The sequence below is a fragment of the Bradyrhizobium australafricanum genome (assembly GCF_020329495.1).
In the GTDB taxonomy this organism is placed as follows: Bacteria; Pseudomonadota; Alphaproteobacteria; order Rhizobiales; family Xanthobacteraceae; genus Bradyrhizobium; species Bradyrhizobium australafricanum.
This window is the reverse complement of sequence record NZ_JAGKJL010000019.1, coordinates 122,977-147,456: the sequence shown is the minus strand read 5'-3', so window position 1 is coordinate 147,456 and position 24,480 is coordinate 122,977. Positions and strand designations below refer to the sequence as shown.

Genomic DNA, 24,480 nt, shown 5'->3' with positions numbered 1-24,480 from the left:
AGACTTTCGCCTTCGCCGCGGCCTTCTTGGATTCGATCTTGTCGCCCATCGCGGCGATGGCGCCGGGGTTCGGACCGATGAAGACGATGCCGGCGGCTTCCAGCGCGCGCGGAAACGCCTCGCGCTCGGACAGGAAGCCGTAGCCGGGATGCACCGCCTGCGCGCCGGTCTTGCGGCAGGCCTCGACGATCTTGTCGATCAAAAGATAGCTCTCGGCCGCAGCGGGCGGTCCGATCAGCACGGCCTCATCGGCCATCTCGACATGCAGCGCGTCGCGGTCGGCCTCGGAATAGACGGCGACCGTCTCAATCCCCATACGGCGCGCAGTCTTGATGACCCGGCAGGCGATCTCGCCGCGGTTGGCGATCAGGATTTTCTTGAACATGGTCACAGGGGCAGATTGTCGTGCTTCTTCGCGGGGATCTCCACCTTCTTATCCCTGAGCATCGCCAGCGCCCGCGCGATCCGCCGCCTTGTCGAATGCGGCATGATGACGTCGTCGATGTAGCCGCGCTCGGCGGCGATGAAGGGGGACAGGAAGCGGTCCTCGTATTCCTTGGTGCGGGCGGCGATCTTGTCGGGGTCGCCGATGTCAGAGCGGAAGATGATCTCGACCGCGCCCTTGGCACCCATCACGGCGATCTGCGCGGTCGGCCAGGCGTAGTTCATGTCGGCGCCGATTTCCTTCGAGGCCATGACGTCGAAGGCGCCGCCATAGGCCTTGCGGGTGATGATGGTGACGAGCGGCACCGTGCACTGCGAATAGGCGAACAGCAGCTTTGCGCCGTGCTTGATCAGGCCGCCATATTCTTGGCTCGTGCCCGGCAGGAAGCCCGGCACGTCGACGAAGGTGACGATCGGGATGTTGAAGGCATCGCAGAACCGGACGAAGCGCGCGGCCTTGCGTGAGGCGTCGCTGTCGAGCACGCCCGCCAGCACCATCGGCTGGTTGGCGACGAAGCCGACGGTGCGGCCGGCGATGCGGCCGAAGCCGGTGACGATGTTTTTCGCAAAGGTCTCCGAGATCTCGAAGAAGTCGCCCTCGTCGACGACCTTCAGGATCAATTCCTTCATGTCGTAGGGCTTGTTCGGATTGTCGGGGATCAGCGTGTCGAGCGACATGTCGACCCGGCCGATATCGTCGAAGCTCGGCCATTCCGGCACGCCGTCGGTGTTGTTCGAGGGCAGGAAGTCGATCAGGCGGCGCATCTGCAGCAGCGCGTCGACGTCGTTCTCGAACGCGCCGTCGGCGATCGAGGAGCGCGTGGCGTGCACCGAGGCGCCGCCGAGTTCTTCCGCGGTCACCACCTCGTTGGTGACGGTCTTCACCACGTCGGGGCCGGTGACGAACATGTAGCTGGTGTTCTTCACCATGAAGATGAAGTCGGTCATCGCGGGCGAATAGACGTCGCCGCCGGCACAGGGGCCCATGATGACAGAGATCTGCGGGATCACGCCCGAGGCCTGCACGTTGCGGCGGAACACGTAGGAATAGCCCGCCAGAGCAGCGACGCCCTCCTGGATACGCGCGCCGCCGGCGTCATAGAGACCGATGATCGGCGCCCTCGCCTTCATCGCCATGTCCTGCAGTTTCGTGATCTTCAGCGCGTGGGTTTCGGAGAGCGAGCCGCCGAACACCGTAAAGTCCTTGGCAAAGACGAACGTCTTGCGGCCGTTGACCGTGCCCCAACCGGTGACGACACCGTCGCCGGGGATCCTGGTCTTCTCCATGCCGAATTCGATCGAGCGGTGCTCGACGAACATGTCGAATTCCTCGAACGAGCCCTTGTCCAGCAGGAGCTCGATCCGCTCGCGGGCGGTCAGCTTGCCGCGGGCGTGCTGCGCCTCGATGCGCTTTTCGCCGCCGCCGCGTCTTGCGCCGGCGCGCCGCTCTTCAAGAGCTTCAATTGTGGAGATCACACAACACCCCCCGGTGGGTCCGCGAGCAGGTCTTACCGCGCCATATACAAGCGATCCGGGTCCTGAGAAGGCTTGAAGACGCACATTTGCACATGTTACATAATTGCAAACAGTAAATTGCGAAGTTGCAAATGGCAGGGAAGCTCTATATCGGTCGCAGGTTCCGCGAGGTAAGGGAGAGCAAAATGCTCACCCAGGCAGCGTTCGCGGAGCGGCTGGGAATCTCGCTCAGTTACCTGAACCAGATCGAGAACAATCAGCGGCCGGTCTCGGCCTCCGTACTGGTGCTGCTTGCCGAAAAATTTCAGGTCGACCTGAGCTCTTTGTCGCTCAACGACAGTGACAAGATCATTTCGATGCTGGCCGAGTCGTTGGCTGATCCGATCTTCGCCTCCTACAGGCCCAGCATACAAGAGTTGAAACTGGTGGTTCAGAACGCTCCCGGTTTTGCTCAAGCGCTCTTGAACGCGCACCAGGCATATCGGCGCAACAGCGAGCAGCTCGCCAGCTTGGATGGCCAGATCGCCAACCTGGCGGGAGAACCGACGGCTTATGAGGAAGTTCGCGATTTCTTTCACCTGGTCGACAATTACGTCCATGAGTTGGATACAGCGGCCGAGGCTCTTGCCGACCGGCTGAATATTCCCGACAGCAACGCGACGACCGCGTTGATCAGCTACCTGGAATCGAAACATGGCGTGCAGATACGCCACAGCGGTCCCAATGAGACTTCATTGCGACAATTCGATCGCGCATCGCGCACGCTTTTTCTGAGCCAATATCTGCCGACACCAACCCGAACCTTCCAGATTGCCCTGCAAATCGCGGCTCTTGAACAAGAAGACCGGATTGATCAGATTGCAGATCGAGCGACATTTCGATCAGTCGATGCCCGAAACGTTTGCGCGGCCGGATTGCGAAACTATTTTGCGGGCGCTCTCGTTCTACCATACCAACGATTCCTGCAATCCGCTCGCGAGCTGCGGCACGATCTTGAATTGCTCGCGACCAGGTTCGGCGCAAGCCTGGAGCAGGTTGCCCATCGCCTGTCTACGCTTCAACGGCAAGGTTCGAAGGGTGTACCCGTTTTCTTCGCCCGATTGGACCGCGCCGGGAACATCACCAAACGCCACAGCGCGGCAAAACTGCAATTTGCACGCTACGGAGCCGCCTGCCCGCTCTGGAATGCGCACCAGGCATTCGAGGCTCCAAGCCAAATCATTCGGCAACTCGCCGAGACACCGGACGGCATCCGATTTCTTTGCATCGCAACCGAACTTTCGAAAGGCCGGGGCGGCTTCGGCTCTCCTCGTCCGCGCTATGCCATCGCGCTGGGATGCGAGGTCTCCTATGCAAAGGATTTCGTGTATGCAGACGGGCTCGACCTGACAAGCAAAGGCACTTACGATCCGATCGGAATTTCTTGTCGAATCTGCGAGCGGACCAACTGTTCTCAGCGGGCAATTCCGCCGCTCAAGAGCAGATTGAGAATAGACCGCGACCGCAGGGACATACTGCCCTATCAATTACCCGGCTAGGCCGCCGACGACAAAGCCGGGCCCCCGATTGCGGGCTGGGCAGGACACAGGTTCAGTTCCCGCGACCAAATCAGTGCACAGATTGCATTCGCGTTGCTCATCACGACGGCAGCAGGCGCCGGCGCGCAAGCCACATGTTCGGGCGGCAAGATCAGATTGACCGTTTTTCGATACAAGTCGTCATTTTATCGAAGTTCTACATGCCCGGGCGAGGGATAGCATTTGTTTCATCGAGATGTCACCACGCGAAATAACGCAAGGGGCCGGGCCTCGATGGGACGACGAATGCTTGCCCATGGGAGAACGAAATGACGACGACGGCTTTGGACAGGATCGACATAAAGATCTTGAATGAACTGCAGCAGAACGCAAGTCTGACCAACGTTGAACTCGCTTCCCGCGTCAATCTCTCACCGTCTCCGTGTCTCGCTCGAGTTCGAACGCTCGAAAAACTCGGGGTCATTGACCGGCGAATTGCGGTGCTGGATCCCGCCGTTCTCGGCATCGGCGTTACGGCATTCATACAAGTAAAGCTTGAAAGGCAGGCCCAGCCATCACTCGAGAGCTTTACGCGTTCAATCGATCGCCTTGGCGAGGTGATGGAATGCTACCTGATGACCGGGGACAACGATTATCTTCTCCGCGTTATGGTTTCTGATATCGAGGCTCTTGAGGATCTCATCGTGAACAAGCTCTCCCGCATAACCGGCGTTTCGAGCATCCGTTCAAACCTGGCCCTGAAGCGGATATCTCACAAGACGGTGCTCCCTATCGACACGAACCGACCAGTTCAGGTCAAGCCGTGCAGCTCTTCCAGGCGCCTCGACAGGCCCGCCAAACAGCAATACGACGCCTCGCCCCAGGCGCGGATCGATGGCGGCATGAATCTCGAGACTTCGCGGATTTTGCGGGGTGACGGGCAGTACCCCTCAAGCCTCCCTTAGACAACGGCGCACAGGAGAACAGTCTCGAGCTTGCGCTCGTTGTTCGTGCTTTTTGCTCCAACGCGCAAAGATCGAGTGCCGTTCCGTGTTCGACAGTGCGCGCGCGAAACGCGACGGTCAAAAACTGGCCGCCTGGAGAAAGGCTCCCGCGTGAGGTGCGGGAGGCCAGGACCGACAGCTGGTCACCGGGATTCCAGATCAGGAAGAAGCCGTTGTCATCGCCCAGGCCGACGGCTCGGCCAAGGTTGGCGTAGAGCTTGCGAGACCCGAGTTCAGGTGCCGCAAGTGACAGGCTAACGTAGTCCTTGCCGCTGCTCTCGCCGCGCCGGATCCAGCCGGCTCCGATCTCAACACCCTGGGCGAGGATGCGGAAATCCGGCTGAGCCTCAGTCGACTTGCCGCTGTTGGGAATGATGTCGATGTGGGCGCGGATCGACAAGGTCTTGAGCTCGCCCCTGTAGCCGCCGTTGTCCGTGCGAGTGACGAATCCGATTGCAGTCATGGTCTGTCTCCTTCATTGCCGCGGGCCGATCCCCTGCGTTGGCGAGACCGTCATGGGGAGCGAAACGCCATTGAACCCGCCGGGGCGAAGCGCAGCGGCGCACCCGAGGGAGCGGCTTTTTTGCAGCGGAGCGATCGCGAGGAGACGGCTTGCCGGCGGGGAAAAAAGAAGCTGGCGAGGGTTTCAGATGGCGAAGCGCCTCCCATAGGTCGTCACGTCCATAAGCAGGGAAATCGTCCACGGGGAGCCAAGAACGGACATTGATCGCATCGGAGACTCCGAACCGAGCATCTCAGGCGCCGCGTCAGGCCAATGCACTACCTGTCAAATCTACCAGTATCGGCGAGACACCCAGCCCGTTAAAATCGCGCGAGGCACATCGAGCAGCCGACGAATGTTATCGAGCGGTGAGGACTGTCGGTGTGCAGCCAGCGGGTCAGTAAGAGAGCCGGTCGCCTCGTTTAAACGAGCCGACTTCGCGCGCGTGAATATGAAGGAGCAAGCATCACCCAGTCAGAGCAGTGTTGGCCCCAAGAGCGGATGGAGCATATCGCGAAAGTGATCGATATCCGCATCTAGGACAATGTTGGCGCGCCTGCCCCAAGCTTTCTTCGTAGCCGCCCTAGCCTGCCCAAACTGTCGCTTGTCGCAATTGAGCTGCCGTCCACGAGCCGATTGTATGTGCCGATGGGCACCGGTGACCTCGAGACGTCTAGCTCGCGTGGAAGAGCGCCTTCTGGCGGTTGCGCTGAGCGGTGCGGTCTTCCTGATCAGTGCGGGCGAGCACCAGCGGGTCCAGTCCTCGTCCGGCTATTCAAGGCAAGCACAAGCTTCAGTGAACCAGAAAAGGAGCAATGGCGTCCGCGTGAAATCCGATCATCGTTAGTGCTTCGCATATTGCGCTCTCGCTAACATGGTCGATTTCTCAAAACGCCGGGAGAACATTGGCCCGCACGACCCTCTCCGGCTTTCTGTGGCAGCAGCCGTGGCGTTCCCGGATGGTTCGATGACCGCTTCCGGATTACGCCGAGAAAACGCTCGCGGGCGGCTCGTCATCGAGCGCATCGCGGGTAAGGACTACACGACACTATTTCATATTGAGCGAATGAGGGAATTATGCTGCGTCGAAGCAAAGGGGCCAGGCTCCAGCTCAAAGCCGCCCGATGAGACAAGGCCGGCAGGATCACCCACAGAGCAACGTGGATCATCCGAGACAATGGCCGGGATATCGGCACAGGCTGCGCTTCAGATGAAATTGAGGCCGCCGAGCAGGGGCTGAAGGATTACATTGCCTCGAAATACATCCCCAAGCGCAAGGCCCAGGACATTGAATCGATCCCGATCGGCGATGTGCTGTCGATCTACCTCGATGCCGAGCTCGCCAAGCTCCGCGAAAGGTTCAAGGTCGCCCGAGATGACGAAGAGACAGTTCCCGCCATACGCAAGTTCAAGAAGCGGATCGGACGGCTGAACGATTGGTGGGGTGCCAAAATGCTGGCCGACGTCGACGGCGAGCAGTGCCGTCAATTCGCCAGGGAGCGCGGCAACAAGGGAGGTGCGAGGCGCGATCTTGAAGACCTGCGCGCCGCCATCAATCATCATGTGGCTGAAGGCTACCATCGAGGGATCGTCAAAGATCACACTGCCGGCCAAGGGCGAGCCCCGCGATAGGTGGCTCACGAGATCCGATGCCGCGAAGCTGATCTGGACCTGTTGGCGGTACCGCGAGATGCAGAAAATGGCGCGGGGACCCCTGAGAGGCCAGAAAGTCGCGACGGGAAAACGCCCCTTACGGCACCTCGCGCGATTCATTTTGATCGGCGTTTATAGCGGCTCCCGCGCTGGCGCGATTGCGGCGGCCTCACCCATTCCGGCGGTCGGCCGCGCGTTCGTCGATTTGGAGCGCGGCATTTATTACCGTCGCCGCCAGGGCGACGCAAAGACCAACAAGCGACAACCGCCGGTGCCGATCCCGCCTCGCCTGCTTGCCCATCTCAAACGGTGGCATCAGATCGACCATCACGCAAAGCACTTCGTGGAATTCAACGGAAAACCCGTTACCTCGGTGAAGACAGCTTTCAAGACCGCCGTCCGACTGGCCGGTCTCGGCGCGGGCATCTCGCCTCACACACTCCGGCACACGGCAGCGACCTGGCTGATGCAGCGCGGCGCAGATCCGTGGCAGGCGGCGGGCTATCTGGGCATGTCGCTTGATGTTCTGCTCAATACCTACGGTCATCATCACCCGGATTATCTTGCGGACGCTGTCGAGAAGATCGCCAAGCGAGACAGAAAGGCCGAAGGAAATCGGGACAGTTTCGGGTCGGTGCTGCCATTGCGTAGATAGAAGACGCAGCTGAATTTGGATTGTTAGCGCGGGTTATGACTACCAAGTTCACCTGAAGTCCCAGGAGCTTCCTTTTGCGGCGGAGAGAGTATCAGTCAATCACTATTGAATGATAACGCACTTTCGAGCTTTCTAACCAAAACCCACCGTTGGAGCTACGGCCGAAAGGGGGTTGTGTCCGACAAAACTCAATTCCATAGCCACCGCTCCGAACCTCACGAGGTCGTGTCCAAAGCTCGCACGGATCGGTAGGATTGGCGGACGTGACGTCGCTTGGCACGCGTCGGGCGCCTCAGGGAGAAGGAATCGGGGGTTTGAGTCAGGGGTCCGTTACTTCGCTAAATCGCTGCTTAGCCGGCTTTCAGTCCACAGCCTGTTGGCCACCGCGCCGGAAATACCTCTCTTCGTTGCTCTGGACCGCTCGACTTTCTCGTCAGCCCTCTCGGCGAACGCGCCAACCACGCGGACGTTCGCCGCTTGCGGCATTTGAGGAACTCACCTGAGAGCCCTTGGGGTTGCCCTCGAACGGCTCGTATGCGCGTCGTCCGTAAGACTAGGCCGACTGCATCGCGACGCCGACGGATCATACGGCAGGGCCCGACGTCTCCGGCAGCGTTTCGAGATGACACGCCACCCATTGACCGCCGCCAGCCGATCGAAGTGTCGGCTCCTCTGATTTGCAGCGATCGAAGACGAACGGGCACCGGGTGTTGAAACGGCAACCGCTCGGCGGATTGATCGGGCTTGGGACGTCGCCCTTCAGGACGATTGGGGTTCGGACCGCGCCGGGCTTCGGCACCGGCACCGCCGAGAGCAAGGCCCTGGTGTAGGGATGCCCCGGCGAGGCGAAGATCTTGCGGCTCGGCGCCATTTCGACGATCTTGCCAAGATACATCACAGCGACACGGTGCGTCATGTGCTCGACAACAGCCAGATCATGGCTGATGAACAGCAACGCAAGCCCGAACTGCTGCTGCAGATCCTGCAGCAGATTGACGATCTGCGCCTTGACCGAGACGTCGAGCGCCGACACCGCCTCGTCGCAGACGATCAGATCCGGCTCAGCCGCAAGCGCGCGGGCGATGCCGATGCGCTGGCGCTGACCGCCCGAGAATTCATGGGGCCGCCGGTTCAGCGCGTCATGCGGCAGGCGCACGGTGTCCATCAGTTCCGCGACCCGCGCCTCGAGATCGGCGGCGGATTTGGCGAGACCGAAATTGCGGATCGGCTCGGCCAGGATGTCGCGCACCCGCATCCGCGGATTGAGGCTGGAGAACGGATCCTGGAACACCACCTGCAAACGACGGCGAATGGCATGCAGCCCGCCGGGCGAGAGATCGTCGATGCGCTGGCCATCGAGCACGACCTGGCCGGCGGTGATGTCGAACAGCCGCAGGATGGCGCGGCCGACCGTCGACTTGCCGCAGCCGGATTCGCCGACCAGCGAGAGGGTCTCGCCGCGTCCGACCTCAAAGGACACGCCATCCACGGCGTGGACCGCGCCGGAGCTGCGGCCGAACAGGCCGCCGCGAACCGGAAAATGCTTCTTGAGGTCGTTGACCTGGAGCAGCGGAGCACTCATGCCGCGGCCGCCTCCTTGGCAGCATAATGGCAGGCGGCGATGTGGCGGGGCCCCTTCTCTTCGAGGCCCGGCGCGACCTGACGGCAGAGATCGGTTGCAAGCGCGCACCGCCCGGCAAAGGCGCAGCCCGCGATCGCCTGCTTGAGGTTGGGCACTTGCCCGGGAATTTCGGCAAGCCGTCGCGCCGCGCCGGTGAGGGACGAGCCGAGCCTGGGCACCGCGCCGAGCAGGCCCTGCGTATACGGATGACGCGGAGATCGGAACAGCGCGGCCACCGGCGCTTCCTCGACCTTGCGGCCGGCATACATCACCATGACGCGCTCGGCGATCTCGGCGACCACACCGAGATCATGGGTGATCAGCACGATCGCCGCGCCGACGCGGCGCTTGAGCTCCAGCATCAGTTGCAGGATCTGGGCCTGGATCGTCACATCAAGCGCCGTGGTCGGCTCGTCGGCGATCAGGAGCTTTGGATTGCAGGCCAGCGCCATCGCGATCATCACGCGCTGGCGCATGCCTCCCGAAAGTTGATGCGGATATTCGCGCACGCGCCGTGCCGGCTCCGGGATGCCGACCAGATTGAGCATCTCGACGGCGCGCGCCTCCGCGGCCTGCTTGTCCAGTCCTTGATGCAGCCGCAACGTCTCGCCGATCTGGCGACCGACGGTCAGCACCGGATTGAGGCTCGACATCGGCTCCTGGAAGATCATCGCAATGTCATTGCCGCGAATGCCGCGCATCTCGCGCTCGGACAGTTGCAGCAGGTCCCTGCCCTGGAAACGGACAGCGCCCGCGATCCTGCCCGGCGGCTCCGGAATCAGCCGCATCAGCGACATCGAGGTGACCGACTTGCCGCAGCCGGATTCACCGACGATGGCCAGCGTCTCGCCTTCGGCGACCTGGAAGGACACGCCGTCGACGGCGCGGTTGATCCCGTCGGGAGTGCGGAAATGGGTCTGCAGATTCTCGACTTCGAGCAGTGCCATCGGATCGAAACCTCGTCTGTCCTACAGGCTCTTGGCCAGGCGTGGATCGAGCGCATCACGCAGACCGTCACCGAGCAGGTTGACGGCGAGGACGGTGACGGACAGGAACGCTGCGGGAAAGAACACGATGTAAGGCTTGACCTGCCACAGCGCCCTGCCCTCGGCCATGATGTTGCCCCAGGACGGAATCGTCGGCGGCGTGCCGGCGCCGATGAAGGAGAGGATGGACTCCACGATCATGGCGCTGGCGCAGATGTAGGTGGCCTGGACCAGCATCGGTGCCAGCGTGTTCGGCAGGATGTGGCGCAGGATGATCATCGGCGTTCGCGTGCCGGATGCGACGGCGGCGTCAACATAGGGCTGCTCGCGCAGCGACAGCACGACGCCGCGCACCAGACGCGTCACGCGCGGAATTTCGGCAACGGTGATGGCCAGGACGACGTTGCCGACGCTGCCGCGCGTCAACGCCATCAGCGCGACCGCGAGCAGGATCGGCGGTATCGACATCAACCCGTCGATGAACCGCATCAGGATGCCGTCCGCCCATCGCACGAAGCCCGAGACGAGGCCGATGGCAAGGCCGGCGAGCGAGGCGAGAGCCGCCACCGAAAGGCCGACGGTGAGCGAGACCCGCGCCCCGTAAAGAACGCGCGAGTAGATGTCGCGGCCCAGCATGTCGGTGCCGAACCAGAAGTCCGCCGAGGGCGCGCGGGTCCGCTTGGCGGGCGCCAGCGCGGTCGGGTCGACGGTTCCGAGATAGGGCGCGAAGATCGCGATCAGGATCAGGCACAGCAGCAATGCGCCGCCGATCGCAACCGTCGGATGACCGCGGAGAAAACCGATCAGACCGTGCCGGATCTTCACCGGCCGCAGCAGTTCAGGCAGTTGCGGCGCGATAACCAGGCCCGGTGGCAGGGCCGCAGTGCTGGTGGTGGATATGGTCAATAGCGGATCCTCGGATCAACCAGGGTGTAGACGACGTCAACCATCAGATTGACCAGCACGTAGAGGAAGCTGAACAGCAGCACGATGCCCTGGATCACCGGGTAGTCGCGCCGCAGGATCGCATCGATCGTCAGTCGGCCGAGGCCCGGAATCGCGAACACGCTTTCAGTCACCACCGCGCCGCCGATCAAGAGGGCGATGCCGATACCGATCACAGTCACAATCGGAACGGCGGCATTCTTCAGCGCATGAACGAACAGGATGTTGCGCATTCCAAGGCCCTTGGCGCGGGCGGTACGGATATAGTCCTGCTGCAGCACTTCGAGCATGGAGGCACGAGTAATGCGCGCAATCAGCGCGATGTAGACGCAGCCGAGCGCGACCGCCGGTAGGATCAGATTCTGCAGCCACGGCCAGAAGCCTTCGCTGAGCGGCGTGTAGCCCTGCACGGGAAGCCACTCGAACTTGAGCGCGAACACGTAGGCGAGCACGTATCCGACGACGAAGACGGGAAGCGAGAAGCCGAACACGGCAAACGTCATGATGGTGCGATCCAGCCAGCTTCCCGCCTTCCACGCCGCCACCACGCCAAGCGGGACTGCGACCAGGATCGTCAGCAGCAGAGTGAGCACCATCAGCGAGAGTGTCGGTTCGATGCGCTGCGCAATCAGCGTCGAGACCGGCAGGCTCGTGAAGATCGAGGTGCCGAGATCGCCGTGGAGGATGTGCCAGAGCCAGGACCCGAACTGCACCAGGAACGGCCGGTCGAGGCCGAGGCTCTGGCGTATCCGTTCGACGTCGGCGGGGCTCGCCTGATCGCCGGCGATTACCACCGCAGGGTCGCCGGGCGCAATGTAGAGCAGGCTGAAGACGAACAGCGCGACGATCGCCATCACGGGCAACGTCGCGAGAATCCGCCGCAGGATATACGAGACCATGTCGGTTTACCGTGCCGTCATGCGGTCTTCGACACGCCCCAGAAGAACGGCAGCGGCCCCTTCACGATTCCGGAGACGTTCTTGCGCCACGCCGTATAGCCGAGGAAGAAACCGGTCGGCGCATAGACCACGTCGTCGAGTGCCGCCTTGTTCAGGCGATTGATCGCCGCCTTCTCTTCATCGAGATTCTTGGCTCCGAACCATTCCACGACTTCCTTTTCCACAGCATCGCTCGAAGGCCAGCCGAACCACGCCTTGTCACCATTGGCGCGAATCGCGTTGTAGGGGGCGGGGTTAATGCAGTCGGCGCCGGCGTGCCAGGTGTGGAACATCTGCCAGCCGCCCTGCCCCGGAGGCGTCTTCTGGGCGCGACGGGAACCGACCGTGCCCCAATCGGTCGCGACGAAGTCGACATTCATGCCGAGTTTCTTCAACAAATCCGCCGTGACGTCGCCCTGCGCCTTGGTGATCGGTTGATCTTGCGCCACCAGGCAAGTCACCGGCTGGCCCGAATAACCGCTCTCGGCCAGCAGCTTCTTGGCCGCGTCGAGATCGCGCTTGCCCTTGAGCATCTCGCCGCCCGCCTCCGAATAGAGTGGCGTACCCGGCGTGAAGAAGCCCGGCAGCGGCTTCCAAAGCGAGGTGTCATCCCCCACCAGCGCCCGCATGTAATCTTCCTGGCTCATCGCCATCAGCACCGCACGCCGCGCTCTCACGTCGTTGAAGGGCGAGTAAAGGTGGTTCATCCTGAACGAACCCACGTTGCCAAGCGGGTCGGCGATGTCGACGCTGATGTTGCGGTTGCTCTTGAGCACCGGCACGAGATCGGTGATCGGGCTCTCCCACCAATCGACCTCGCCGTTCTGCAGCGCCGCCGCCGCCGTGGCCGGATCCGGGATCACCACCCATTCCAGACGATCGATCAGCATCTGCTTGCCGCCGGCGAGCCAGGACGCCTTCTCCTGCCGCGGCACGTAGTCGGTGAATTTCTCGAACACCGCCTTGGCGCCGGGCACCCATTCGGCCTTCGCGAACTTCATCGGTCCCGAGCCGACATAGTCCGTGATCTGCTTGAACGGATCGGTCTGCGCGATACGCTCCGGCATGATGAAGGCGATCGGCGTATTGTTCTTGCCCAGTGCGTAGAGCAGCTTCGGATAAGGCTGCTTCAAGACCAGTTTGAAGGTCCTGTCGTCGACAGCGGTCAGTTCCTGCTGAAGCGCCTTGATCATGAGCCCCATCGGATCGCGGGCCGCCCAGCGCGTGATGCTCGCGATCACGTCCTTGCTGCGCACCGGCTCGCCGTCGTGGAACTTCAGCCCCGCCCGGAGCCGAAAGGTCCAGGTCAGGCCGTCATCGGTGACCTCCTCGGACTCAACCATCTGGCGCTGCGGCTGCAGCATCGCGTCGACGCCGTAGAGGGTGTCCCACACCAGTGCGGCGGCATTGCGCACCACGTACTGGGTCCCCCAGATCGGATCGAAATTCGCGAGATTGGCCTGAGGCACGAAGCGCAAGGTGCGCGCCGCGGCGCCTTGGGAAAGGGCCGGCATCGAAACACCGCCGGTCGCCGCCAGGGCGCCTGCCCCGGCCAATCCTTTCAACAGAGTCCTGCGATCCATGAAGTTCTCCAAACGTCGGGGTGTTGCGGCGACTCCGCCTGCTTCGGCGGCGGGTTTCGGTACAGGTGAGGTCAAACCGGCGGTCGGACCGATGATGAGTGATTATTTTGCGTGCAAATGGTATGCCAGCGCAGTCCACCTGAGTTGGGACCGGATCGGATAGCAGCGGCTTTCGGACAGACGCATTTTCAACGTGAATCACAACCGGCTTGCGGGCGCCGGTCAGGTACCTGCCAAGAATTTCGACATGGTCGTGATGTCGATGCGGGCGTTATCCGCAAGGATCGACGCTGACGACGCCGTCGATCAGATTGAGGCCGAGCAAAAATTCAGGGCTGAGATGCACACGCAATAGCGGCTCGGCGCCCCGCGCCAGCGCGGCGGCCTCTTGGCCGACGCGCAGCGACCGCTTCCTCGATCGATACCGCCTCGAAGCGGAACGTCGTTCCGGGCCTCGCCTGCGCCAGCCGACCGAGATCGGGACCGATGACGGTGGCGATCTTCGGATAGCCGCCGGTTGATTGACGATCGGCCATCAGAACGATCGGACGGCCGTCCCCCGGCACCTGGATCGCACCCATCGCGATGCCGAGATCGTAGAAATTGTGAATGATGTCGGCAGCCGTTTCGCTGATGCTGGCCGTGCTCTGCTTCAATCTGCTGGGCGACGGAATCCGCGGGCACGGCGACGTCGATTGACGGCAGCGTGGCCAACCCCGTCGCCTCCACTTCGCTACTGCCAGCGGGAAAATCGACCGCGCAGTCGTTCAGACGTTGAAGAAGCTGGACGGCGCGGCATTGACCTTGCCGTTGTCGTCAAGCGTCGTGACCAGCGCAATCGGCCTCGGTACGACGATCCCGCACAACAGCTTGTATCGGGTCTGCGGATCAAGCGCGTTGAAGGCGATGCCCGACATTCAGTTTTCCGGAGGCGGCTGTGCGCCGGTACGACTGGTGATGAGGCCGTAATGCTCGATGCGGCGATGCTGGGCGAAGTTGAAGATCGTGCTCTTGCCGAAGGCGGTGGCGTCGAGATCGCAGGAGTGAACCAGCAGTTCGTCCTCCTCGGTCTTGGCTTCGACCACGATCTCGCCGTCGGGATTGACGATCAGCGTGCCGCCGATCAAGGGGTGACCATCCTCGACGCCGGCCTTGGCGACACATACGACCCATGTGGAATTCTGATAGGCGCCTGCCTGCACGGAGAGGCGGTTGTGGAACAGCCGCTTCGCGGGTCCCTCCTCGCTCTTTTCGGCGTTCACCGAGGGGGTGTTGTAGCCGATCATCACCATCTCGACGCCCTGCAGACCCATCACGCGATAGGTCTCCGGCCAGCGCCGGTCGTTGCAGATCGCCATGCCGAGGATCCCGTCAAGCTCACGCCAGACGTTGAAGCCGAGATCGCCCGGCTCGAAGTAGCGTTTCTCCAAATGTTGAAAGGCGCGCTCGGCATCGAACTCCGCATGACCGGGCAGATGAACCTTGCGGTACTTGCCGACGATCCGGGCGGACTTGTCCGTCAGGATGCTGGTGTTGAAATGGTGTCCGTCCGGCGTCAGTTCAGCGTAGCCGAAGTTCATCGCGATCTGGTGGAGGGCCGCGCGCTCGAACAGCGGCATGGTCGCCGCATTAGGCATCTCGCGCTCAAACCAGCGGTCGACTTCGGACTGGTCCGTCATGTACCAGCGCGGGAAGAATGTGGTGAGCGCGAGCTCGGGATAGACGATCAGGTCGGCGCCGCGCGCCTTGGCTTGATCCATCAGCGCGATCATGCGCTTGACGACCGCCTCGCGACTGTCGGCCTTCTGGATCGGACCCATCTGGGCGGCGGCAACATTGATGACGCGCATGAGTTTTCCCTGGTTGTTTGACCTGGTGTTGCGTTGGAGCATCGTCGAAGCCTAGGTGCCGGCGCGACGGCCGCTGCCCGCGACAGTGAACCACGGGAAACAAGCGCTCCTGGCGGCCTGGCGGAGGTACACATCGGGGATCGGCTATCGTCCTCGTGCTTCCGAAAGATTCGTCGCGATCGCACTGAGCGCGGTCGGCTCGATAACACCAGCGCGTTCAGTGATGACGGAGTACTGCTCGGGCCGTCGATGAGCGGCAAAATTGAACATCTTGTCCTTGCCCTGGCGACAAAGGTCGAGATCGAGGTCAGCGACGACGACTTCATCCGCCAGCGTCTCCGCTTCGGCGACGATGCGGCCATTCGGATCGACGATGCAGGAGCCGCCGATCAATCCGGAACCGTCTTCGTCACCGGCCTTGGCAACCGCGATTGCCCAACTCGCGTTCATGTAGGCATTGGCCTGCGTCACCGGCTTTGAATGGAAGGTGCGCAGCGCGGCATCTTCCGTGGCGCCGCCGTTGGGGTCGTAGGCCGCCGAATTGTAGCCGACGCAGACCAACTCGACACCCTGCAAGCCCAGCACGCGCCAGGCCTCGGGCCAGCGGCGATCGTTGCAAATCATCATGCCGATGATCGCGTGACGCCAATCCGCTCCGGCGCGGAAAGCCGGAAATCCAAGGTCGCCATACGCGATGTTGCGCTTTTCAAGCTGCTGGTAGCGCGCGCCGGCGCGCGGTTCAACTGAACCCGGCAGATGCACCTTGCGATAGCGACCAAGGATCTTACCGTCACAATCGACCAGGATCGAGCAGTTGTAGCGTCGTTCATCAGGAGTCTGTTCGGCATAGCCGATATAAAATCCGACGCGAAGCGCCCGAGCACGATCAAACAGGCGCTGCACGGCCGGATTGGGCATGCCGCGCTCGGAATACTGGTACAGCGCGCCGTCTTCGAGGTACCACCGCGGGAAGAAGGTGGTGAAGGCCAACTCGGGAAATACGATCAGACTCGCGTCGCGCGCGGCAGCCGTTTCCAGAAGCTCCAGCATCCGGCCAAGCGTATGCTCTCGCGAATCCGCTTTCTGCGTCGGCCCCATCTGGGCGGCTGCGGCGCGGAGTATGCGTGCCAATACTGCCTCCAATCTGTGCGAATTGCTTATGCGGGAGGCGGATGGCCCACTCTGTCAACGCTCCGCTGTGTCGTTGATTAGGTGAAAACGGCCCACAAATTGCAATCACCCGTGCTATGATATTTCGGGCGAGACCATAATCGGCACTTATATGAACCTTCGCCAGTTGGAGATCTTGCGTGCAGTCATCCGCCATCGAACCACAGTCGCGGCGGCGGACGAACTGGCGCTGTCGCAGCCCGCGGTCAGCAATGCGCTGAAGGCAATGGAGGCGCAGGCCGGCTTTTCCCTGTTCGAACGGGTCAACAACCGCCTGTTCCCGACATCAGAGGCGATGGCGCTTTACAAGGAGAGCGAGGCGATCTTTGCGCTTCACGCCAAACTTGAAAATCGGGTGCGCGACCTGCGTGAATGCCGTTCGGGACTCCTGTCGATCGTGGCGACCCCGCCGCTCGCCTACGGCATTATTCCGCCCGCACTATCGGACTTCCTGCGTCAGCGGCGGCAGACCAGGGTCTTCTTCGACGTCCGTCGCTATGAAGGAATTATCGAAGGGGTGACGAGCCGGGTCGCCGAACTTGGCTTCGTGCTCGGCCTGTCGCATCATCCAGGCATCGCGCATGAGGTGGTCCACACCGGCGAAATGGTTTGCGTAATGCCGCCGAAGCATCCGCTGGCCGAACGTCCCGTGATTTCCGCCTCCGATCTGGTCGGCCTGCCCTTCATCGGGCTGGAGCGTGGAACACGATTGGGCGAAGCCATACGCGATAGCTTTGCCCAGGCCGGGGCGCCGTTCCAGCCGACCGTGGAAGTGCGATACTGCAATACTGCCTGCGTGCTCGCGGCTGCCGGCGTCGGCGCTGCCGTCGTCGATCCGTTCTCTCCGCGCCAGGGCGGCAGCCACGACCTCGTTATCAAGCCTTTCACACCCAGGACGCCGGCAGTCGCCCACATGCTTTGGTCGGAGGCCGAACCACTGTCACGCCTGGCGAAGGCGTTCCTGGACGAAGTTCGGCAGGCGAGCCGCGCGCTCGGCCCGGCCGAAGCGGGCCGTCCGCAGATTTCTTGACATCTTCTCGATGCCCAGCAGGCTGGAACGCGTCCCAGGAATTCTGACACGTTGTTGAGCCTGAAGTCGGCTTGCGTGCGCACAGCGCCATTATCCACCCGAAGGGCCATGGCAAGGCTTCGAGGTGGAATTGAAGGGAAGTTCGCCGCGCTCGTGAGCAGAGGGTCTTTCCGGATTCTCTCCGCGTCGATTGACTGATGCGGGCGAACGCCGCCGTGTACGAGGACGGCCGCGTTCATTCAATTCGGCACGTGTCCGATCCGGCACACTCATGTGTGGTCTCAATGACCGCCATTTTCTGAGAACCACCAGCCTCGCGATGAAGCCCGGGCGAGCGCCCTATATTGTTAGCGATGTTGCTTAGCGCCTCGCCGCCGGAAGAGGCCGCCACGATCGACGCATGATCAGTCGGCGAACTCTGTCGTAGGAAATCGTAGTTTGGCCTGCAAAATTGTGCAAATGGCGGAGAGAGTGGAAGTCGAACCTACGAGCCAGGCCGTTCAGCGGTCGGGATCGAAAGCCAGGCCAACCGCACCAGTTTCGCACCAGAAACGATCCCTCCAAGAGCGATAAACGCGGTCAAACATCACGAATAATGCTGAAAAATCAACGACCGCACCCCTTGTCCTGCCGCTCATAACGGTCTGGTTGCAGGTTCGAGTCCTGCCGGGCCCACCAGCAAATCAACTGTAAGTTCGTTATCGCAGCTTGCCGAGCCACAGCGCGGTGAGCGCCGAGCGATTGCGCACGCCGAACTTGGCGTAGATCGACTTGACGTGGAAATGCGTGGTGTTCGGACTTTGGTCAAGCCTCTGCGCGATCTGCTTTTCCGTGTGCCCGTCGAGCAGTGCGAGCAACACCCTGCGTTCAGCAGGTGTCAGGGGTGCATTGGCGATGAGCAGGCCGTGGCTGAGCAGTTGCTGACGGTGAAACCATCTCAACCCGCGCATCACGAAGCCCAGATGCTGGCCGTCCTGCGCCGAGAAGCGAGGGGCCTCCGCATCGCGAAATACGAACAGGCGAATCCTCACGTCGTCATTGAGCGCAATGCGCACGGAAATGCTGTCGGCGAAGCCGACGTCCAAATAGTGCCGCCGATAGTGCTCGCCCTCGAACCATTCCGGCGGCAGCGCTTCGAACAACAGGCGGACGCGGAACGGCTCGTCTCCCGACATGGAAAGGATCTGAGACAGGTCGACGTCGCGGGACCAGAGCGTATCGAACTGCTTCTGCACGGATGCAGCCACCGCCGGTATCGGGTCCAGCACCCGGACGAGGCGCGGACGCCAACCGAGCAAGGGATCGGCCCGCTTCGGCGAAGGCAATCGCACGACAACGCCCCATAGCACATTGCGTGCCGACAACATGGTACGCAGTGCGGCTAGCAGATGTGTCAGTGCGGCGTCGCCGTCGCCGACGGAGAACTCGGCCAGCCGATCCCAGAGTGCATAGACATCTTGATTCTGCGGATTGGTGGAATCCGTGGATAGATACATGTCCCCCCCGAAACGAGTGCGCAGGTCACCGACCTTCGAGCAAGCATAGGAGACACCGGACCACCTTTCTAGGTAGTTCCCAGACGCATCAAGTGGCGAGATATTCAGTGCGGGTGTTGGGAAGACTGGCCTTCTCACCGTCACGATATTCGGAGATTAACGATGCGCACAGCAACGGGCGCGCGCCGGCTTGACACGCCCGACGACGGCCGGACGGAGCGGCGGTGGCGTCTCGGCTTTTTCATCGCCCTATTATGCGCCGTTTTGATTGCACTCGCGGCCTTCGCGCAGGAGCAACCTGCTAAAGCGTTGATCCGACCCACTGGCCCGCTGCCGGCGATCAACATTCCCTGATCGAGGCGCTGTTGGCGCGCCATTTGCCAACTCCTGGAGATCATCATGCGCGCCGCTGCAATTGCTGCGATTGCAAACGCTTTTGTCCGGGTATTCCCCGCATCGTCATTGCAGGCAAACGTCCTCAAGCAGACCGGGTTGTTCTGTGGAGCCGCCCTCTTGGTGTGGCTGCTGTCGGTGAGTTATGGGCTGGATCTCAGTGCCGGATTCTTCTAGCCGATCAGCATCTGATTTTTGCGTTTGCTTCGGTATCCAGGCCCGTTGAGCCACAGGTGCAGGCGTCGTCGCGCTCTTCACGGGCAAGTTCATAGAAAGACGCGGAAATGCGCTGCTCAGACGTTTTGCTTTGCGGCTCGAAGTCCTGGGTTGAAGCCGCCGGCTATCTCGCATCTCTTCTCGTCTTCGCCACGTTTTGCATGAAGACGATGCTCCAGCTCAGGATCACGGCCATCTTGAGCAATGTCGCGTTCATCGCATACGCGTTCTTCGACGGCTTGTATCCAATCCTCATCCTTCACTCGGTTCTGCTGCCTCTTAACGCCGTCCGAACAGTCCAAATGCTCCGCGTCAGGCGAATTGTGGAGCAAGCATCCAAGGGCAAATTCACAACCGAACCGCTATGCCCGTTCATGATTGCAGGTTCGAGTCCTGCCGGGCCCAGCAATAAATCAATGGCTTGGCACTCACGATTGCCGGAGATCCTGTCTACTCCACGCAAAAAAGATGCCGCGCCCGAAGGACACGGCAAGTTTCAGGGAGGGTGAACCGGCAGACTTCCGGTGCATGCCTGAGACCCCGGCCCATCGTCGGTCAGGGCGCAATCTGAAAATCAGCGGCCGCCCACCACGGCGGTCACCATTTCAATGCGGCCGTGCGCACGGGATGATCCCAGAGCGCGGTGGTCTCGCTGTCGAGCAGGCTTACGGTGAGCGAGCAGCCCGCCATGTCCAGCGATGTGACGTAGCTGCCGACCAGCGAACGGGCGATGCGCAGGCCCCGCTCCTCGAGCATCCGGCGCGCCGCGTTGTACATCAGATAGAGCTCGATCGTCGGCGTGCCGCCGAAGCCGTTGACGAGCAGCAGCGCCTCGGAGCCCGCGGGCGCCGCGAGATCGCCGGCGATCGCTGCCGTCATTTCCGATGCGATCGCATCGGCCTCCGCAAGCTTGACGCGGCGGCGGCCCGGCTCGCCGTGAATGCCGACCCCCATCTCCATCTCGTCTTCGGCAAGTGCAAAGGTCGGCGTGCCCGCAGCCGGGACGGTGCAGCTGGTCAGCGCCACGCCCATCGAGCGCGTCTGTGCGTTGATGCGCTCGCCGAGCGCCACGCAGGTCTTGAGATCGGCGCCCTTCTCGGCCGCGGCGCCGACGATCTTCTCGACGATCAGGGTGCCGGCGACGCCGCGCCGCCCGGCGCTGTAGGTCGACTTCTCGACCGCCACATCGTCATCGGTCACGATGGTGGCGATACGACCCTCGGCGATCTCGGCTGCCATCTCGAAGTTCATGCGGTCGCCGGCATAGTTCTTGACGATGAAGAGAACGCCGGCATCGCCCGCGACCGCCTGTGCGGCCTCGACGATCTGGTCCGGCGTCGGCGAAGTGAACACCTGGCCGGGACAGGCGGCATCCAGCATGCCGTAGCCAACGAAGCCGGCATGCAGCGGCTCGTGCCCGCTGCCGCCGCCCGAGACCAGCGCGACTTTCTTCGAGTTCAGCTCGCGGCGGCGGACGAATTTCCGCTCAGGGCCGAGCATGACGAGGTCGGCATGCGCGGCGGCAAAGCCGTCGAGGCTCTCTGCGAGCACGTCGTCGACCGAATTGATGAACTTCTTCATTGTGTCCTCCCCGCTTCGTCCGTTCGGCGTTTTCGCCTATTTCTCCCGCATGATGGCAATCAGTCGCCGCGTGAACTCCTGGAGCAGCGTGTCAAGCTCGGCGTTGCGCTTGGTGCTGCCGAGGTCCGGCAGATGCAGCGTCAGCGTCCGCTCGTGCGAGCCTTCGCTCAACCGGCCGACGCGGCGCGGATGTGCGCGCGCATAGGCGCGAAGGAAGGCTGCCTTCGCCTGTGGCGGAAAGTGGCAGACATCGAAGATCGTGTTGAGATGCTGCACCGGTATCGGCACCGGATATGCGGGATTGCTGATCTGGCTGACGAAGCTGCGGTTCTTGCCCATGGCATGGGCCAGCCGAAGCCGCATGCCGGACGGGCGGCTCTCAAGGACTTCCTTGAAGATGCGCTTGTAGACCGCAACCGCGCCCGCTTCGGGCGCTTCATCGGCCGCCGTGTCAGCCAACGCTGCCTCCGCTGCTCAGCCGGTCAATGGTGTGCTTGATCTGCGCCAGCGCCGAGGCGTTCACGGACAATTCGCGCAGTCCGCAATTCAGCAAGGCGGGCAGGCAGCGCTGATCACCGGCCATGTCGCCGCACAGGCTGACAGTGATGCCAGCGCGGCGGCCGTGCTCCGCAGTCCGCGCGATCAGTTCGAGCACTGCGGGATGCAGAGGGTCCATCAATGGGGCGAGAGCTCCGTTGGAACGATCGCAGGCTAGGACATATTGCGCGAGATCGTTCGAGCCGATCGAGAAGAAGGCGGCCTTGAAGCTCGCGATTGCCAGGGCCGCCGCCGGAACCTCGACCATGATTCCGAGCTCGGGCAGCATTGCGGCAATGCCGTCCGCCTGCAAGCGCTGCACGACATCGGCGAACAGCTTCCGTCCCGCCTCGAGCTCGTCCGCCGATGTGACCATCGGGAACATGACCTTGAGATTGCCGCGCACCGCGGCCCGCGCCAGCGCGCGGAGCTGAACCGCAAAGATCTCGGGCCGGGCGAGACACAGGCGCAGGCCGCGCACCCCGAGGAACGGATTGGCTTCGCCGTCCACCGTGAAGCCCGGCACCGGCTTGTCGCCGCCCGCGTCAAACGTGCGAATGGTGACCGGTCGCCGGTCTGCCCAACGCAACACCGCATCGTAAGCCTGAAACTGTGTCTCTTCGTCGGGCAGACTACCGCGCTCCGTCAGCAGGAACTCGGTGCGCATCAGGCCGATGCCGTCGGCATATTGCGCGTCGGCATGCTCGAGATCCTCGACGCGCTGGATGTTGATGAAGAGCTTGATCCGCTCGCCACGCCAGGAGGCTGTCGGCCGCCGCAGGATTGCGCGCGCGGATGCCCTGCTCTTGAGATGGCTGTCGCGCCGCTTCTCGAAAGTACGGACCTGTTCGGCATTGGGATCGAGTTCCAGCGTCGCGCCTTCGCCGTCGAGCAACGCCATGGTGCCGATGTCTGGAATTGAACCGAGCTGCACCACCATCGGGATGCCGCGCGCGCGCGCCAGCATCGCGACATGGCTGGTCGGGCTGCCGCGCAACAGCGCCAGGCCGCCGCCGCCGGACCAGTCAATCTCGAGGAATCGTGATGGCGGCAGATCGTCGGCGCAGACCACGCCCCCGCTCGGGACCTTCAGCGGCTGCCCCTGGTCGCCGCGCAGAATGTGGACCACGCGGTCGCGCAAATCCGCAAGATCGGAGGAACGCGCTTTCAGATAGTCGTCCGGTGCGGAATTGTAGTCGGCGATGTGCGCGTCGAGCGTCGAACGCCATGCGATATCGGCCGGACGTCCCTCGCCGATCGACGCGAAGATCGCCTTGATCAAATCCTCATCCTCCAGCAGCGCAACCTGGAATTCGAGAATCTGCGCAGCTTCGCCGCCGGCGCTGGTGGCAAGATCCGCGATCTGGCCACTCGCGACGTCGATCGCATTGCGCAGAGCCAGCGCCTCCTCGACCAGTGTGCCGGCCACACGCTCGCCGGCCGCGCCCGCGTCGACACGGACGAACGGGCCATGGGCAAAGCCGATCGAGGCGGTCCTGCCGCAGTAGGCCAGCCCTGCAGCGCCACCCTGCATGCTATGGTGCTCCATCCGGGAAATCGCTTGCGATCAGATCGACCAGCGCCGCGACCGCGGCCTCGGCATCGCTACCGGAGGCCTTGATCTCGATCGTGCTGCCATGGGCCGCGCGCATTGCCATGATCTTGGCCACGCTCTTGGCATTGATCCATTCAGGCGCGCCCGCGACCTGCACCGAGATCTGAGCCTGGAACTTCTTGGCGAGCTTGGTCAGCTTGACCGCGGGGCGCGCGTGCATGCCAACCGCATGCACCAACCGCACACTGCCGGTGAAGATCTGTTCGTCCGCTTTATCAAGCATGCTCATCATCCATCATCGCTTCCCCGCCGGCTCAGTCGGCAGAGAGTTCCTCGGCCACGGCCCTGACCTGGGCCAGCGAGCTGCCGCCCGCAGCTTCGGTCGCCGCCATGACGGCGCCCTCGACGATCGGCGCGTTGCAGACGACAACGAGATCGCGCCGCGCCGGCTCCAGCATTTCGACCGCCATTTCGCTGTTCGTTTCGGCGCCGCCGAGGTCGACAAGCACAGCAACGCCTTTCGACGACCAGGCATCGTTGATGGCGTCGATGATCAGCGGCACGCTGGTGCCGAGACCACCATCGGGATTGCCGCCGCAGAAGGCGACCTTGACCTCGCTGCCGACCATCTGCCGCACCATGTCCGCGGTTCCCTTGGCGATATCCCGGGAATGCGAGACGATCACGATCCCTACGGTATCGGTCATTGCCGCGCCTCCAGGCCAGCGCACACAGCGTGCAGCAGAACGCAGCTCGATCGTGCCCCGGGATCGACATGACCGACGCTGCGCGCACCGAGGAACGACGCCCGGCCCTTGGTGGCTTGCATCGGCACTGTGCGCTCGACCGCTTCAGCTGCGGTGATGCGCACCCGCGCGATCAAATCGGGCTGGCCGGCGCCCGCTTTCAGTGTCTCCAGCACCGGAACGAGCACATCGAGCATCGTCTTCTCGCCGGCCTGCGAGCGGCCCCGCGCGCTCACCGCGTCCACTCCGCTACCGAACACGTCGGCGAGATCGTCAGGCAAGTGCTTGTCTTGCGACAGCGCCTCGCCCGCGGCGAGAAAGAAACTGCCATAAAGCGGACCGGAGGCGCCGCCGACCGTCATGACAAGGGTCTTTCCGATCGCCTTGAATGCCTCGTTGAGCGGCTGCGACGAGATGGCATCGAGCTTGCCGAGCACGGCTTCGAAGCCGCGCTTCATGTTGGTCCCGTGGTCGCCGTCGCCGATCGCCTGGTCCAGGCTCGTGAGCTCCGGCGCGCTGGCGATGACCTGCTCGGCGGCCGCCTTGAGCAGCGACTTGAATGTCTCCGGTTGCACAGACATC

Annotated in this window: 26 protein-coding genes and 1 pseudogene; 7 read left to right on the top strand and 20 right to left on the bottom strand. The window is 62.6% G+C overall.

What is annotated here, in order from left to right; genetic code table 11:
- On the bottom strand, positions 1-385 hold a 385-nt coding region (locus tag J6525_RS19030; protein WP_283848628.1), incomplete at its 3' end, for a biotin carboxylase N-terminal domain-containing protein.
- 2 nt (positions 386-387) lie between these two features.
- Positions 388-1,917 (bottom strand): acyl-CoA carboxylase subunit beta, encoded by a 1,530-nt coding sequence (locus J6525_RS19025; protein WP_376708530.1) that lies wholly within the window; start codon positions 1,915-1,917, stop codon positions 388-390.
- 134 nt (positions 1,918-2,051) lie between these two features.
- On the opposite strand from J6525_RS19025, the gene J6525_RS19020 reads away from it, so the two are divergent.
- Together J6525_RS19020 and J6525_RS19015 are read left to right on the top strand one after the other, a co-directional pair.
- Entirely contained in the window at positions 2,052-3,458 is a 1,407-nt protein-coding gene (locus tag J6525_RS19020) for a helix-turn-helix domain-containing protein (RefSeq protein ID WP_225645786.1), read from the top strand.
- A gap of 308 nt (positions 3,459-3,766) precedes the next feature.
- Positions 3,767-4,402, top strand: a complete 636-nt coding sequence (locus J6525_RS19015) for an Lrp/AsnC family transcriptional regulator (protein ID WP_057020979.1) — start codon at positions 3,767-3,769, stop codon at positions 4,400-4,402.
- A gap of 181 nt (positions 4,403-4,583) precedes the next feature.
- Here the strand turns inward: J6525_RS19015 and J6525_RS19010 are convergent.
- Positions 4,584-4,904 (bottom strand): annotated as a pseudogene (locus J6525_RS19010) (DUF736 domain-containing protein); the annotation flags it as partial.
- Positions 4,905-6,149: 1,245 nt separating this feature from the next.
- Positions 6,150-6,524, bottom strand: a complete 375-nt coding sequence (locus tag J6525_RS19005; protein WP_225645785.1) for a hypothetical protein — start codon at positions 6,522-6,524, stop codon at positions 6,150-6,152.
- On the opposite strand from J6525_RS19005, the gene J6525_RS19000 reads away from it, so the two are divergent.
- Entirely contained in the window at positions 6,505-7,251 is a 747-nt protein-coding gene (locus tag J6525_RS19000; protein WP_225645784.1) for a site-specific integrase, read from the top strand. The two genes, J6525_RS19005 and J6525_RS19000, sit on opposite strands and share 20 nt — an antisense overlap.
- Before the next feature lie 583 nt (positions 7,252-7,834).
- On the opposite strand, the gene J6525_RS18995 is transcribed toward J6525_RS19000, so the two are convergent.
- The 9 genes from J6525_RS18995 to J6525_RS18955 all read right to left on the bottom strand — a co-directional run bounded on the left by J6525_RS18995 (position 7,835) and on the right by J6525_RS18955 (position 16,305).
- The gene (locus J6525_RS18995) at positions 7,835-8,833 is read right to left on the bottom strand and encodes an ABC transporter ATP-binding protein (protein WP_225645783.1); all 999 of its coding nucleotides are present in this window, start codon (positions 8,831-8,833) and stop codon (positions 7,835-7,837) included.
- The gene (locus J6525_RS18990) at positions 8,830-9,819 is read right to left on the bottom strand and encodes an ABC transporter ATP-binding protein (RefSeq protein ID WP_225645782.1); all 990 of its coding nucleotides are present in this window, start codon (positions 9,817-9,819) and stop codon (positions 8,830-8,832) included. Before J6525_RS18990 ends, J6525_RS18995 begins: the two co-directional genes overlap by 4 nt.
- Positions 9,820-9,840: 21 nt before the next feature.
- Positions 9,841-10,764 carry an ABC transporter permease gene (locus J6525_RS18985; RefSeq protein WP_057020983.1) on the bottom strand — a complete coding sequence of 308 codons (924 nt, stop codon included), beginning with the start codon at positions 10,762-10,764 and terminating at the stop codon, positions 9,841-9,843.
- A complete protein-coding gene (locus J6525_RS18980) occupies positions 10,761-11,702 on the bottom strand; it encodes an ABC transporter permease (RefSeq protein ID WP_016841169.1) in 942 nt (313 codons plus the stop codon). The genes J6525_RS18985 and J6525_RS18980 overlap by 4 nt, the downstream gene beginning before the upstream one ends.
- Before the next feature lie 17 nt (positions 11,703-11,719).
- Positions 11,720-13,324 carry an ABC transporter substrate-binding protein gene (locus J6525_RS18975; RefSeq protein ID WP_225645781.1) on the bottom strand — a complete coding sequence of 535 codons (1,605 nt, stop codon included), beginning with the start codon at positions 13,322-13,324 and terminating at the stop codon, positions 11,720-11,722.
- A gap of 329 nt (positions 13,325-13,653) precedes the next feature.
- Positions 13,654-13,980, bottom strand: coding sequence for a 5-oxoprolinase subunit C family protein (locus tag J6525_RS18970; RefSeq protein WP_376708529.1), 327 nt, complete (start codon positions 13,978-13,980; stop codon positions 13,654-13,656).
- 111 nt (positions 13,981-14,091) lie between these two features.
- Positions 14,092-14,241, bottom strand: coding sequence for a flavin reductase family protein (locus tag J6525_RS18965; protein WP_168856323.1), 150 nt, complete (start codon positions 14,239-14,241; stop codon positions 14,092-14,094).
- On the bottom strand, positions 14,242-15,174 hold the full coding sequence (locus tag J6525_RS18960; RefSeq protein WP_018273172.1) for an N-carbamoyl-D-amino-acid hydrolase: 933 nt from the start codon (positions 15,172-15,174) through the stop codon (positions 14,242-14,244).
- 144 nt (positions 15,175-15,318) lie between these two features.
- Entirely contained in the window at positions 15,319-16,305 is a 987-nt protein-coding gene (locus tag J6525_RS18955; protein WP_225645792.1) for an N-carbamoyl-D-amino-acid hydrolase, read from the bottom strand.
- A gap of 151 nt (positions 16,306-16,456) precedes the next feature.
- Here J6525_RS18955 and J6525_RS18950 point away from each other — a divergent pair, with 151 nt between their 5' ends.
- Positions 16,457-17,374, top strand: coding sequence for a LysR family transcriptional regulator (locus J6525_RS18950; protein WP_225645780.1), 918 nt, complete (start codon positions 16,457-16,459; stop codon positions 17,372-17,374).
- Positions 17,375-18,072: 698 nt separating this feature from the next.
- On the opposite strand, the gene J6525_RS18945 is transcribed toward J6525_RS18950, so the two are convergent.
- On the bottom strand, positions 18,073-19,008 hold the full coding sequence (locus J6525_RS18945) for a helix-turn-helix transcriptional regulator (RefSeq protein WP_225645779.1): 936 nt from the start codon (positions 19,006-19,008) through the stop codon (positions 18,073-18,075).
- Positions 19,009-19,032: 24 nt separating this feature from the next.
- Between J6525_RS18945 and J6525_RS18940 the strand changes: the two genes are divergently transcribed.
- The 3 genes from J6525_RS18940 (at position 19,033) to J6525_RS18930 (ending at position 19,988) form a co-directional block, all read left to right on the top strand.
- Positions 19,033-19,224, top strand: a complete 192-nt coding sequence (locus J6525_RS18940) for a hypothetical protein (RefSeq protein ID WP_225159937.1) — start codon at positions 19,033-19,035, stop codon at positions 19,222-19,224.
- Between the two features lie 45 nt (positions 19,225-19,269).
- Positions 19,270-19,440, top strand: a complete 171-nt coding sequence (locus J6525_RS18935; protein ID WP_225645778.1) for a hypothetical protein — start codon at positions 19,270-19,272, stop codon at positions 19,438-19,440.
- Between the two features lie 107 nt (positions 19,441-19,547).
- The gene (locus J6525_RS18930) at positions 19,548-19,988 is read left to right on the top strand and encodes a hypothetical protein (RefSeq protein ID WP_225645777.1); all 441 of its coding nucleotides are present in this window, start codon (positions 19,548-19,550) and stop codon (positions 19,986-19,988) included.
- A gap of 88 nt (positions 19,989-20,076) precedes the next feature.
- Here J6525_RS18930 and dhaK read toward each other — a convergent pair whose 3' ends face one another.
- From dhaK to dhaL, 6 genes are read right to left on the bottom strand one after another with little or no spacing between them, the layout of a single operon-like run.
- Positions 20,077-21,060, bottom strand: coding sequence for a dihydroxyacetone kinase subunit DhaK (gene dhaK / locus J6525_RS18925; protein ID WP_225645776.1), 984 nt, complete (start codon positions 21,058-21,060; stop codon positions 20,077-20,079).
- Positions 21,061-21,096: 36 nt separating this feature from the next.
- Positions 21,097-21,519 (bottom strand): hypothetical protein, encoded by a 423-nt coding sequence (locus J6525_RS18920; protein WP_225645775.1) that lies wholly within the window; start codon positions 21,517-21,519, stop codon positions 21,097-21,099.
- Positions 21,512-23,131 (bottom strand): phosphoenolpyruvate--protein phosphotransferase, encoded by a 1,620-nt coding sequence (gene ptsP, locus J6525_RS18915; protein ID WP_225645774.1) that lies wholly within the window; start codon positions 23,129-23,131, stop codon positions 21,512-21,514. The genes J6525_RS18920 and ptsP overlap by 8 nt, the downstream gene beginning before the upstream one ends.
- A gap of 1 nt (position 23,132) precedes the next feature.
- Positions 23,133-23,435 carry an HPr family phosphocarrier protein gene (locus J6525_RS18910; protein ID WP_225645773.1) on the bottom strand — a complete coding sequence of 101 codons (303 nt, stop codon included), beginning with the start codon at positions 23,433-23,435 and terminating at the stop codon, positions 23,133-23,135.
- Between the two features lie 31 nt (positions 23,436-23,466).
- The gene (dhaM, locus tag J6525_RS18905) at positions 23,467-23,859 is read right to left on the bottom strand and encodes a dihydroxyacetone kinase phosphoryl donor subunit DhaM (RefSeq protein WP_028163196.1); all 393 of its coding nucleotides are present in this window, start codon (positions 23,857-23,859) and stop codon (positions 23,467-23,469) included.
- The gene (gene dhaL / locus J6525_RS18900; protein ID WP_225645772.1) at positions 23,856-24,479 is read right to left on the bottom strand and encodes a dihydroxyacetone kinase subunit DhaL; all 624 of its coding nucleotides are present in this window, start codon (positions 24,477-24,479) and stop codon (positions 23,856-23,858) included. Before dhaL ends, dhaM begins: the two co-directional genes overlap by 4 nt.
- Between the last annotated feature and the right edge of the window lies 1 nt (position 24,480).

Coding starts and splice junctions, on each gene's coding strand:
- J6525_RS18990 (WP_225645782.1), bottom strand. CDS start 9,819: ATGGCACTGCTCGAAGTCGAGAATCTGCAGACCCATTTCCGCACTCCC.
- J6525_RS18980 (WP_016841169.1), bottom strand. CDS start 11,702: ATGGTCTCGTATATCCTGCGGCGGATTCTCGCGACGTTGCCCGTGATG.
- J6525_RS19005 (WP_225645785.1), bottom strand. CDS start 6,524: ATGGTAGCCTTCAGCCACATGATGATTGATGGCGGCGCGCAGGTCTTC.
- J6525_RS18960 (WP_018273172.1), bottom strand. CDS start 15,174: ATGCGCGTCATCAATGTTGCCGCCGCCCAGATGGGTCCGATCCAGAAG.
- J6525_RS18975 (WP_225645781.1), bottom strand. CDS start 13,324: ATGGATCGCAGGACTCTGTTGAAAGGATTGGCCGGGGCAGGCGCCCTG.
- J6525_RS18965 (WP_168856323.1), bottom strand. CDS start 14,241: ATGTCGGGCATCGCCTTCAACGCGCTTGATCCGCAGACCCGATACAAG.
- ptsP (WP_225645774.1), bottom strand. CDS start 23,131: ATGCAGGGTGGCGCTGCAGGGCTGGCCTACTGCGGCAGGACCGCCTCG.
- J6525_RS18940 (WP_225159937.1), top strand. CDS start 19,033: ATGCGCACAGCAACGGGCGCGCGCCGGCTTGACACGCCCGACGACGGC.
- dhaK (WP_225645776.1), bottom strand. CDS start 21,060: ATGAAGAAGTTCATCAATTCGGTCGACGACGTGCTCGCAGAGAGCCTC.
- dhaL (WP_225645772.1), bottom strand. CDS start 24,479: ATGTCTGTGCAACCGGAGACATTCAAGTCGCTGCTCAAGGCGGCCGCC.
- dhaM (WP_028163196.1), bottom strand. CDS start 23,859: ATGACCGATACCGTAGGGATCGTGATCGTCTCGCATTCCCGGGATATC.
- J6525_RS18930 (WP_225645777.1), top strand. CDS start 19,548: ATGCGCTGCTCAGACGTTTTGCTTTGCGGCTCGAAGTCCTGGGTTGAA.
- J6525_RS18910 (WP_225645773.1), bottom strand. CDS start 23,435: ATGCTTGATAAAGCGGACGAACAGATCTTCACCGGCAGTGTGCGGTTG.
- J6525_RS18950 (WP_225645780.1), top strand. CDS start 16,457: ATGAACCTTCGCCAGTTGGAGATCTTGCGTGCAGTCATCCGCCATCGA.
- J6525_RS18935 (WP_225645778.1), top strand. CDS start 19,270: ATGCGCGCCGCTGCAATTGCTGCGATTGCAAACGCTTTTGTCCGGGTA.
- J6525_RS18995 (WP_225645783.1), bottom strand. CDS start 8,833: ATGAGTGCTCCGCTGCTCCAGGTCAACGACCTCAAGAAGCATTTTCCG.
- J6525_RS19000 (WP_225645784.1), top strand. CDS start 6,505: ATGTGGCTGAAGGCTACCATCGAGGGATCGTCAAAGATCACACTGCCG.
- J6525_RS19020 (WP_225645786.1), top strand. CDS start 2,052: ATGGCAGGGAAGCTCTATATCGGTCGCAGGTTCCGCGAGGTAAGGGAG.
- J6525_RS19015 (WP_057020979.1), top strand. CDS start 3,767: ATGACGACGACGGCTTTGGACAGGATCGACATAAAGATCTTGAATGAA.